The organism is Glaciimonas soli (assembly GCF_009497155.1).
GTDB lineage: Bacteria > Pseudomonadota > Gammaproteobacteria > Burkholderiales > Burkholderiaceae_D > Glaciimonas > Glaciimonas soli.
Genome location: NZ_WINI01000017.1, coordinates 1 through 10,079, shown reverse-complemented (window position 1 = coordinate 10,079; position 10,079 = coordinate 1). Strand labels below are relative to the sequence as shown.

At 53.4% G+C, this 10,079-nt stretch carries 10 protein-coding genes; 8 read left to right on the top strand and 2 right to left on the bottom strand.

Annotated elements, in window-relative coordinates; all coding sequences use genetic code 11:
- Positions 1-180: 180 nt before the first annotated feature.
- Entirely contained in the window at positions 181-348 is a 168-nt protein-coding gene (locus tag GEV47_RS19035; protein ID WP_153236377.1) for a glutathione S-transferase N-terminal domain-containing protein, read from the bottom strand.
- A gap of 176 nt (positions 349-524) precedes the next feature.
- Positions 525-1,436: a LysR family transcriptional regulator gene (locus tag GEV47_RS19030; RefSeq protein WP_153236376.1), complete on the bottom strand. Its 912-nt coding sequence runs from the start codon at positions 1,434-1,436 to the stop codon at positions 525-527.
- A 241-nt stretch (positions 1,437-1,677) separates the two neighbouring features.
- On the opposite strand from GEV47_RS19030, the gene GEV47_RS19025 reads away from it, so the two are divergent.
- From GEV47_RS19025 to GEV47_RS18990, 8 genes are all read left to right on the top strand, one after another.
- Positions 1,678-2,457, top strand: a complete 780-nt coding sequence (locus GEV47_RS19025) for a 5-oxoprolinase subunit PxpA (RefSeq protein WP_153236375.1) — start codon at positions 1,678-1,680, stop codon at positions 2,455-2,457.
- 33 nt (positions 2,458-2,490) lie between these two features.
- The gene (locus tag GEV47_RS19020; RefSeq protein WP_153236374.1) at positions 2,491-2,733 is read left to right on the top strand and encodes an acetyl-CoA carboxylase; all 243 of its coding nucleotides are present in this window, start codon (positions 2,491-2,493) and stop codon (positions 2,731-2,733) included.
- 7 nt (positions 2,734-2,740) lie between these two features.
- Positions 2,741-4,153 (top strand): acetyl-CoA carboxylase biotin carboxylase subunit, encoded by a 1,413-nt coding sequence (locus GEV47_RS19015; protein ID WP_153236373.1) that lies wholly within the window; start codon positions 2,741-2,743, stop codon positions 4,151-4,153.
- Entirely contained in the window at positions 4,150-5,025 is an 876-nt protein-coding gene (locus tag GEV47_RS19010) for a 5-oxoprolinase subunit B family protein (RefSeq protein ID WP_153236372.1), read from the top strand. Before GEV47_RS19015 ends, GEV47_RS19010 begins: the two co-directional genes overlap by 4 nt.
- Positions 5,015-6,004 carry a 5-oxoprolinase subunit C family protein gene (locus tag GEV47_RS19005; RefSeq protein ID WP_153236371.1) on the top strand — a complete coding sequence of 330 codons (990 nt, stop codon included), beginning with the start codon at positions 5,015-5,017 and terminating at the stop codon, positions 6,002-6,004. Before GEV47_RS19010 ends, GEV47_RS19005 begins: the two co-directional genes overlap by 11 nt.
- A 159-nt stretch (positions 6,005-6,163) precedes the next feature.
- Positions 6,164-7,501 (top strand): purine-cytosine permease family protein, encoded by a 1,338-nt coding sequence (locus GEV47_RS19000; RefSeq protein WP_153236370.1) that lies wholly within the window; start codon positions 6,164-6,166, stop codon positions 7,499-7,501.
- A 400-nt stretch (positions 7,502-7,901) separates the two neighbouring features.
- Positions 7,902-8,723 (top strand): biotin synthase BioB, encoded by an 822-nt coding sequence (gene bioB / locus GEV47_RS18995; RefSeq protein ID WP_228124814.1) that lies wholly within the window; start codon positions 7,902-7,904, stop codon positions 8,721-8,723.
- 77 nt (positions 8,724-8,800) lie between these two features.
- Positions 8,801-9,961 (top strand): cytochrome P450, encoded by a 1,161-nt coding sequence (locus GEV47_RS18990; protein WP_322741705.1) that lies wholly within the window; start codon positions 8,801-8,803, stop codon positions 9,959-9,961.
- The last annotated feature ends 118 nt before the right edge of the window (positions 9,962-10,079 follow it).

Sequence of the window (10,079 nt, the reverse complement as noted above, 5' to 3'; positions counted from 1 at the left end):
TTATTCCCCTTGCCGGTTAGTTTACAACCTCAGTAAGAGATACGTTTCGCAAGGACAAGGTCATAGTTCTGATACTGGAGGACAAACCATAGATGTATTTCCTTCATCTGGAAAACCTTACAAAGTACATATTGAGCCAAAATAATGAGTTTACAATACGTCACCGACATGCTGGATTACCTATACGAAGACGGGAATCGCGCCCTTCGGTGAGCAATCCAGTAAAACTTGCGGCTTATTCTGCAAGCTCACTTCATGCATCTCAACGTTCATGCCGCTTGCCTTGATTGCAAGGCGAGCACGAATGGCGTAGGGACAGCGGCGAAACGTAAATGAAATCGGTTTCAAGTCGACGTTTTCATTTCAATTTAGCGCAAAAAAACTTTCGTTACTGGATATCTACTTCTTCATAGCGGCTAACGCCAGGATCAATGTGTCGAGCTGAGCATGAGCGAAATCCGTCCAAGCCAACTGCAATTTCTGGTCCGAGCGCCATTTTGGCTTTACAAGTTGTACTGCCGTGCCTACAACAGTCCGGTGCGGGAGGCACTAAACATGTGTCGGAAATACTCTCGTACCGCATGCATCGGCGGCTGTATGTCACTGCCCTTGCGCCACGCCAAGCCGATGCTCATGGCTGGAATTGGATCTTTAAGCTGTATCGTTTCAATCCGCCGACCTTCAAGCGACCAGGGACGATATACCATGTCCGAGAGAACGGCGACACCGCTACCGTTGGCCACCATGCTTCGGACTGCTTCTACGGACGAGGTGCGCAAGCGAATGTCGGGCTGGTACGGTGTTTCGCTCCAGTACCGCAATGCCGTGTAGCCTGCTTCATCCACCGTGAGCATGATGTACGGTTCGCGCGAGACGTCTTCTAACGTTACGGTGTCACACTTGAGCAAGGGATGCTGTGCTGCTACCCATAGGCGCCGCGCCGAGCTGAAGAAAGGTTCAACCGCCAAACCTGGATTGACCACGTTAGACGTCAATAGCACCGCCATATCGTAGCGATTCTCGATTAACCCTTTCTCGATCGAATCACGGTTCAACTCATGGACCTGTATTTCGAGGTGAGGATAGAGTTGCGCTAATCGCTGCAGATGATAAGGTAAGAAATATCCAATGACGGTGTAAGAGGCTCCCAGAACCAGACGTCCTGTCACCGTATCCTCCAGATTAGGCATATTCAACGCCGCGTCTACCGATGACAGAATCGTGTAGGCGTGGTTCAGGAAGTTCCTTCCAGAGTGCGTTAGCGTCACGCCTTGAGCGGACCGGTCGAATAGCTGCGTGCCGATGGTGCTTTCAAGTTCCCGTATTGAGGTGGTAATGGCTGATTGAGAGATGGCAAGTTGAATTGCCGCCTGCGAGATCTGGCCAAGTTCGGCCGCCGCAACAAAGTATTTGAGCTGTCGAAATGTGAGAGACATGGCGTTCTATCAAAAATTTAAATATAGCAATATTTATTATCTGATTACAAGATATTTATAGGTGAGTTGGCAAAAAATATTGACGAAATAAAACGCCGTAGATTTCAGATCTACCTTCGATAGGGGTATTAATAAAACAGATAATTGAACATCTAAAAATAGAACTTTCTAATGAGTGAGATATTGACTAATCTTGTTTTTCAGAACGAACAGGATCGTGAACTCAAGGAGAATCCCATTTATGAAAAAGCTTAGTATTGACCTCAATTCCGACATGGGAGAAGGTTTCGGCCCTTGGGTAATTGGTGATGGCGTGGATGATTGCATTATGCCGCTGATCAGTTCAGCCAATATCGCCACCGGCTTCCACGCTGGAGATCCGAACATCATGCATCGCACTGTATTGCTTGCCAAACAACAAGGCGTAGGCATCGGCGCACACCCTGGTTTCCGCGACCTCGTCGGCTTTGGACGACGGCACATTCGCGAATCGCCAGAAGCACTGATCAACGACATCGTGTACCAACTGGGGGCGCTACGTGAATTTGCACGGCTTGCGGGTGTCGGGCTGCAGCACATCAAACCACACGGTGCGCTCTATATGCACGCGGCGCAGGACGAAGAGTTTTCGCGCAAGTTAGTGGAAACACTGCAAGTCATTGAACCGACGCTCTTTCTTTATTGCATGGAAAATTCGGTCACCTGCCGGATCGCACGAGAGTTGGGCCAACCCGTCGTGCGCGAGTTTTATGCTGATCGCGACTATGACACCAGCGGCTCCATCGTATTTACTCGCAACGTCCGCCGACTCGATCCGGAACAGATTGCAGGCAAGGTTTTACGTGCCTGCACTGAAGGGCGCGTGATGACGGTTTCGGGAACGGAAATCGATATTGATTTCGATTCAGTGTGTATTCACAGCGATACACCGGGTGCCCTCGAATTGATTGTCGCTACGCGGAAGGCACTCGGCGAACATGGCATTCGGATTGCACCGCCTGCCGCCGCAGTCCACGCCTAAACATTACCCATTTCATAAAAAGAGGAGACATTCATGGCACAGCAAGACATCATTTGCCCTATACCCGGTACGTTTTATCGGAAAGCTGATCCCACAACACCGCCGTTCGTTGAGGTCGGAAGTGTGGTCCAAGCCAACACCGTAATTGGTGTAGTTGAAGTCATGAAGCAATTTAGTGAAATTTCGGCATCCATCGCAGGACGGATAACCGAGATTCTTGTAGCCGACGGTGAACCTGTGGATGTAGATCAGGTACTGATGCGCATTGAAGGGTGATACGGCCATGTCCTCACACGAATCATTCTATTTACCGCGTCATATCAGGAAGGTTCTGGTCGCTAATCGTGGCGAAATCGCGGTTCGTATCATCCGTGCCGCACAGGAACTCGGTATGGTTGCGGTTGCTGTCTACAGCGACGCTGATCGCGACAGTCTGGCGGTTCAGATGGCGGATGAATCTATCCATATCGGCCCATCCCACGCCACCAAGAGCTACCTGAATACCAGCGCCATTCTCGACGCCGCCCGGCAATGCGGTGCCCAGGCCATCCACCCTGGGTATGGTTTTCTGTCAGAAAATGCCAGCTTCGCGCAAGCAGTCACGGACGCAGGGCTAATTTTTGTCGGCCCGGATGCAGAAACCATTCGCACAATGGGCGACAAAGCTGCGGCCAGAACCAGCGCGCAACGGGCGGGTGTTCCCACAGTGCCAGGCAGTGAAGGGGAACTAACCTCAATCGATAACGCGATTGATCAGGCGCGCCGCATAGGCTACCCACTCTTGATCAAGGCGGTAGCTGGCGGGGGCGGTCGCGGTATTCGCTTAGCAGAAAACGACAATGACCTGCGCGCACAATTTTCGGTCGCACAAGCCGAGGCACAAGCGGCCTTCGGCGATGGGAGGCTCTACCTGGAGCGCCTTATCCGTCAGGCGCGGCATATCGAGGTCCAGATACTGGGTGACGGCAAAGAGGTCATTCATCTGTACGAGCGTGAGTGTTCCTTGCAACGCCGTCGTCAGAAGATTTTTGAAGAAGCGCCTTCGCCGGCTCTCACGCCGGCGCTGCGGGAAGCACTGTGTGCTTCGGCGGTAGTGTTGGCGAAATCGGTTGGTTACCGGGGTGCGGGTACGCTTGAGTACCTGTATGACGAATCCCGCTGCGGTGCTGGCGAGGACGGAGAATTTTTCTTCATTGAGATGAATACGCGCATCCAGGTTGAGCATCCGATCACTGAAGCCGTTACCGGCGTCGACTTAGTGCGCGAGATGCTACGTATTGCCGATGGTGAACCACTGCGATTGGAACAGAAGGACATTACCTTACGTGGTGCCGCTATCGAGTGTCGTCTGAATGCAGAAGATCCGGATCGGCAGTTTATGCCAAGCCCCGGCAAGGTGAGCGCACTACGTTGGCCGGCTGGCCCGGGAATTCGCATCGATTCAATGCTGTATCCGGGTTACACGGTCTCTCCCTACTATGACTCCTTACTAGCGAAGCTTGTGGTGTGGGATGAAAGCCGGGCAGCCGCTTTGGCGCGAATGCGGCGCGCGTTACGCGAAATACATTTGGAAGGCGTGAAATCGACTGTCCCACTCCATCTGGCACTGCTCGAAGATCCAAATATCTGTGGTGGCAGGTATAACACGAACTATCTTGAGACTTGGATGGAAGCCCGCAAGGAGTCGCAATCATGACCATACGTTACACATTCGGGGGCGACGAATTCATTTTTGTCGAAATAAGTGAATCAATGTCACTCGATGCATTCTTTAAGGGAATGGCTATCACGCGAGCGCTAGCGGAACGCAATGTGCGGGGTGTGACCGAGATATGTCCGGCCAATGCGTCTTACCAGATCCGCTTTGATCCCGATGTGATCACGCCGGAACAGATGCTGAGTACGTTACAAGAGCTTGAAGCCGAGGTGACCGGCAATGCGCTGACGCTCAATACACGCATCATCGAAGTTCCGGTCCTGTATGGCGACCCATGGACGCACGAAACAATGATGCGGTTTCGCGAGCGGCATCAGGATCCCGAGTCCACGGACATTGAATATGCGGCACGAATCAATCAATTCGCTTCGGTAGAGGCCTTTATAGATGCACACTCCGGTTCCCCTTGGTTCGTGTCCATGGTTGGTTTCGTCGCAGGCTTGCCATTTATGTTTCAGATGGTCGAGCGGGAAAAACAGATTGAAGTTCCGAAATATCTCCGACCTCGTACCGATACACCTAAGCTCACCGTCGGCCACGGTGGTTGCTTCGGCTGCATCTATTCGGTCCGTGGTGCAGGTGGCTACCAGATGTTCGGGGTCACACCGGCGCCGATCTTCGAGCCCGCGCAGCGACTACCGTACTTACGGGATTTCATGGTGCTCTTTCGGCCCGGAGATATTGTCAAATTCAAGCCCATCACGCGCGAGCAGTACGACCAGGCAGTGGTTGATGTCGACGCGGGCATATTCGATCTGCGCATTCGGCCGATCGCGTTTTCTCTGGCGCAATTTCTCGAAGGTCCAGAGGCTTACAACAGTCGCTTGATGGAGGTGTTAAATGCCAACTGATGCACATATCGAGGTCATTAAACCCGGACTGGCTACCTCGGTTCAGGACACTGGGCGACAAGGGTATTACCACCTCGGCATTCCTCCCTCCGGCGCACTTGACCAATACGCACTGCGTGCCGCCAATTTGTTAGTCGGCAATGCTGAAGACCTGGCGGTGCTGGAATGTACATTGCTCGGCCCGGAACTACTGTTTCATACCAGCGCTGTTATCGCGGTGACTGGCGCCGAAATGGTACCCAAGATAGATGGCATCGCTCAGGCTTGCAATATTGCACTTGCGGTACCGGCGGGGAGTCGCTTGACCTTCGAATTTGTCAAGACTGGTGCGCGTGCCTGCCTGGCGATTGCAGGAGGTATTGATGTACCGGTCGTTCTGGGTAGTCGTTCGACTTATACGCTGGGTGCGATCGGTGGTTTGCAAGGCCGCAGGCTGCAAGCCGGTGACCATCTTCTGGTTGGTTCGCCGTCATCCCGCACGCAGTTGGGACGCGCACTACCAGCAGCACTACGCAAGGCCTATCCACGAGAACTGGAATTGCGCGTGTTGCCTGGCTTGTATTATCACCGGCTACTCGATGAATCGGCGCGCTCTTTCTTTGAGGATGCATGGGTGGTAACGTCGGAAGCCGATCGTGTCGGCTACCGTTATCGCAAGGGGCGACCACTGCAATTTCATGAGAGGGAACAACCTTTCGGTGCAGGCGCTGATCCTTCCAATATTGTCGATGCGTGCTATCCGATCGGATCAATCCAGATACCGGGTGGGGTGGAACCGATCATCTTGCATCGGGATGCCGTCTCCGGTGGTGGTTACGCCACGATCGGCACGGTAATTAGCGCAGATCTGGACAAAATCGGTCAGATGCAGCCGAATCATACTGCACGCTTTGTCAGTATCGACATGCAGCAGGCGCTTGCCGCACGTGCCGAATACCGCCTGCAACTTGTCCGGTTGCGACAAGCATTCGATAGCTGAAGTACGTCATCTGAACCCGGATCTACATCGTTTTCCTCAGATCCGGCCTGCATTTTTTTTGTTGCAAAGGGTATAGCAGTTTTTCTGCCACCCGAAAGGATGCCACTCGCATGTTCAGCGAGTAGCTCCCCATCTCACTTAGACCAGGAGACACCTGCTATGGCTCACCTCAACAACAATACAGCGTCCACAGAGACGGATATTTCTCTCTTGCCCGTTTCCGATTCATCCCGCATGCCAAAATTTGCGCTGACCATGGCGTGGTGGGCGGTTTGCAGCGCCATGTTTTATATTGTGGTGGGCGCTACCCTTGCATTGAATTATGGCGCGCGAAACGCCATTATCGGCATGGTACTGTCCGTCGTCAGTTACGGTCTGATCAATGCAGTCATCAGTCGCTACGCAATCCGTACCGGTTCGTCTGTTGCACTGTTCTCGCGAACGCTCTTTGGCACTGCCGGAGCTGCACTCGCAACGCTGATATTTTTTGCCACCGCTATCTACTATGCAGTTTTCGAGGGCTCGGTGATCGCGGTGGCGGCCACCCATGTCTATCCGGCGTTGCCGTACAAACTGGCGGCTTTGGTCATCGTCATCTACAGCGTGTTATTGATCTTCGGCAGCGTGCAGCACTGGCTCGACAAGTTGAACGGTGTGTTGTTGCCGTTCTATCTACTTGGATTACTGGCAGCAGTGGCGCTGGCAACACAGGCTTATGGGTATAACGCCAACTGGCTATCGTTTGGACCCGCAGCAGGTGCACCCGCTTCTGGTTGGTGGGACTGTTTCGTCTACTACATGGGTGTCTGGGTGCTGATGATGTTCACTTTCGACTATGCCCGTTTTGGCAAACGCGAAGATGCCGAATACCATGGACGCTTTAATTTCGGCATGCCGTTCTACCTGGTCACTTTCCTGCTTAACGGTGTGGCTGGTATCTATCTGGTGAGCACGATTCCAAGTGATACAGCACTATCGGAAGTCTCAGTGGTCCTCGCTCTGCTCAAGCTCATGGGAGTATGGGGATTATTGTTTGTCTGGGTCACGCAGACGCGCATCAATACAGCCAACTACTACCTCGCCACGATCAATATGCAAGCGTTTGGCAGCAAGCTATTCAGACTAAATTTACCGAAGGTGGCATGGGCAATTATCGTTGGGATCGTGGTCTATCTGATGATGCTCGCCGATATATTCGCCTATCTATTGCAGGCGCTTGCCTATCAAGGTGTATTTGTTGTGGCGTGGGTCGGCGTGGCGCTCGTGCATATCCTGCGAGACAATGAAACAAATTCATCCGTCACTACAACAACCGATCAACCGGCCTTCAATAAAGTTGGACTGAGTGCCTGGTTCGCTGGCGCGTTATGCGGTCTTGGGCTGATGCATGCGTCTGGGGTCGTAGCTAGTTTTGCCGCCCCCGCCACCTTTCTGGTGTCGGCAACTGTGTATTACCTGTTCGCACTCAGACCGCAGTCACGGTTAGCTCAGGACTAACCCAGGCCATCACGACCAGTACGGCCTGGTGGTCGTACTGGTCGGTACCAAATGATCGTTGATGCTGTAACGGATCTGGGACAAGGTGACGCAACTGGCAGCGGCGGTGAGTCTACTGGATGAGCTGACCTGATATGCCAACACATTTTTTCACTTCGTGGCGGGTATCACTCGCTAAACGCGCCATTTCACTGTAAAGGAATTCTGCCATGTTGCATCCCATTTCGTTTCAAGCCGCCGTTGCACCAATCGAAGCCGAAGTCTGGCCGGTCGATGAAGTGCTGGCACTATTCGATTTGCCGTTCAACGACCTGATGTACCAAGCGCAACAGGTGCACCGCGCGCATTTCGATGCCGCCGATGTCGAGCTTGCCACCCTGCTGTCGATCAAGACCGGCGGTTGCGAGGAGGATTGCGGCTATTGCCCTCAGGCTGCACGTTACGACACCGGTGTCGAAGCGAAAAAATATTGCCAATTGAAACGGTGCTGGAAGCCGCACGTGAAGCCAAGGCCAACGGCGCAACCCGTTTCTGCATGGGTGCAGCCTGGCGCTCACCGAAAGAGCGCGATATGGAAAAGGTCGAACAGATGGTGCGCGAAGTCAAGGCGCTCGGTCTGGAAACCTGCGCCACGCTCGGCATGCTGGAAGAAGGTCAGGCCGATCGCCTGAAAGAAGCTGGTCTCGATTATTACAACCATAACCTCGACACTGCGCCGGAGTTCTACGACAACGTCATCTCAACCCGTGAATATCAGGACCGTCTCGATACGCTGGGCCGCGTGCGCCATGCGGGCCTGAAAGTGTGTTGCGGCGGCATCGTCGGCATGGGCGAATCACGGCGTCAACGCGCCGGTCTGATCGCGCAATTGGCGAACCTGAATCCGTATCCCGAATCGGTGCCGGTCAATCATCTGGTGCAGGTCGAAGGCACGCCGCTGTATGGCACCGCGGCACTCGATCCGTTTGAGTTCGTACGCACCATCGCGGTGGCCCGGATCACGATGCCGAAGGCACGGGTGCGTCTGTCGGCCGGACGACGTCAAATGGGTGAAGCGGTGCAGGCACTGTGTTTTCTGGCCGGTGCCAATTCGATCTTTTATGGCGACAAATTGCTAACTACCGGCAACCCCGATGCCGAAGACGACCGTGCGCTACTCGCCAAACTGGGCTTGCGTACCCGCGTCGGTGCAGTCGACGTGGGCTGTAAACCGACATCGTAATGTTGAGAAGATAATGGATACAACCCTCATCAATCCGACCTTCTTAGATGATCCCTATCCGACCTATCAAGCGTTGCGTGCAGCAGGGCCGCTTCATTGGAGCAAGGAATTTTGTGGTGGGGGCGTGGCTGCTGACGAACTACGCGGATGTCGCCAACGTGCTGCGCGATCCCAATTTTTCGGTTCAGCGAGCAAGCCGATGGGTCAATGGTAGTGGGCCGGGAGCACGCGCGGAGTTGCGCGAATTCAAACGAATTCTTTCCAGATCGTTGATCTTTCTTGACGGATCGCAGCATACCCGTCTGCGCCAGGTGATGAATGCAGGCTTCAAGCCCGCAGCTCTTCAATCAATGGGGTCGCGTGTCCAACTTATCGTGGATCGGTTGCTCGACAGCCTTGATGCTAATGACGAGATGGATTTCATTCGCGACTTCGCACGCCCCTTACCTGCGATGGTGATTGCCGATATGCTCAGAGTCAACGCGTCCGATCATGCCGATTTTATTGCATGGTCTGATGATATTGCTGCCTTTATCGGTAGCCCTACGCCATCTTTAGAAATTGCCCGTCGCGCACAGACCGGTCTCGTCGCGCTAAACGAATATTTTTGCGCGCTGCTGCCAGAGCGACGCCTGCACCCCGGTGCGGATCTCGTAAGCCAATTGATCCTCGCTGAAGAAGCGGGCGGCATCATAACGACCAAGGAGCTTCTGGCGCAATGTTGCACTCTGTTGTTTGCTGGTCATGAGACGACGCGCAATCTGTTGGGCAACGGTCTTTTCGCGTTGCTTAACGACCGCGAACAATGGCAAATATTGAAGAACAATCCGACATTGATGCCATCCGCACTCAAGGAACTGCTGCGTTTTGAGAGCCCTGTTCAATATACGGGGAGAAGAGTGATGGCGGACATTGCGCTGCATGGCCATCGACTCAAAAAGGGCGACCTTGTGATTCCAATGATCGGTGCGGCGAATCGTGACCCCGCCAAATTCAGCAATCCCGACACTATTAACCTCACCCGAAATGAAGGAAGTCACTTGTCTTTTGGTTATGGTCCTCATGTCTGTATTGGCGCGACCTTCACCTACATGGAGGCTGAGATCGCTTTCAACACGTTGATGCGGCGGTTACCAAACTTGGAGCTCGTCAATGCCACGCCAAAGTGGGGCTCAAATTCAGTGTACCGAGGCTTGATAATGCTGCCGGTACGTTTGGCCCGCAGCGTAGCAGGTTGAGATCGTTGCGCCGATAGTCATTCGGAAACCCAGCGTTATTACTACTGCGACCAACTGACCTTGTCCTTGCGAAACGTATCTCTTACTGAGGTTGTAAACTAACCGGCAAGGGGAATAA

What these genes read in the sequence shown, in the direction of transcription:
- GEV47_RS19030 (WP_153236376.1), bottom strand. Translation starts at nt 1,436, where the DNA reads ATGTCTCTCACATTTCGACAGCTCAAATACTTTGTTGCGGCGGCCGAA.
- GEV47_RS19025 (WP_153236375.1), top strand. Translation starts at nt 1,678, where the DNA reads ATGAAAAAGCTTAGTATTGACCTCAATTCCGACATGGGAGAAGGTTTC.
- GEV47_RS19020 (WP_153236374.1), top strand. Translation starts at nt 2,491, where the DNA reads ATGGCACAGCAAGACATCATTTGCCCTATACCCGGTACGTTTTATCGG.
- GEV47_RS19015 (WP_153236373.1), top strand. Translation starts at nt 2,741, where the DNA reads ATGTCCTCACACGAATCATTCTATTTACCGCGTCATATCAGGAAGGTT.
- GEV47_RS19010 (WP_153236372.1), top strand. Translation starts at nt 4,150, where the DNA reads ATGACCATACGTTACACATTCGGGGGCGACGAATTCATTTTTGTCGAA.
- GEV47_RS19005 (WP_153236371.1), top strand. Translation starts at nt 5,015, where the DNA reads ATGCCAACTGATGCACATATCGAGGTCATTAAACCCGGACTGGCTACC.
- GEV47_RS19000 (WP_153236370.1), top strand. Translation starts at nt 6,164, where the DNA reads ATGGCTCACCTCAACAACAATACAGCGTCCACAGAGACGGATATTTCT.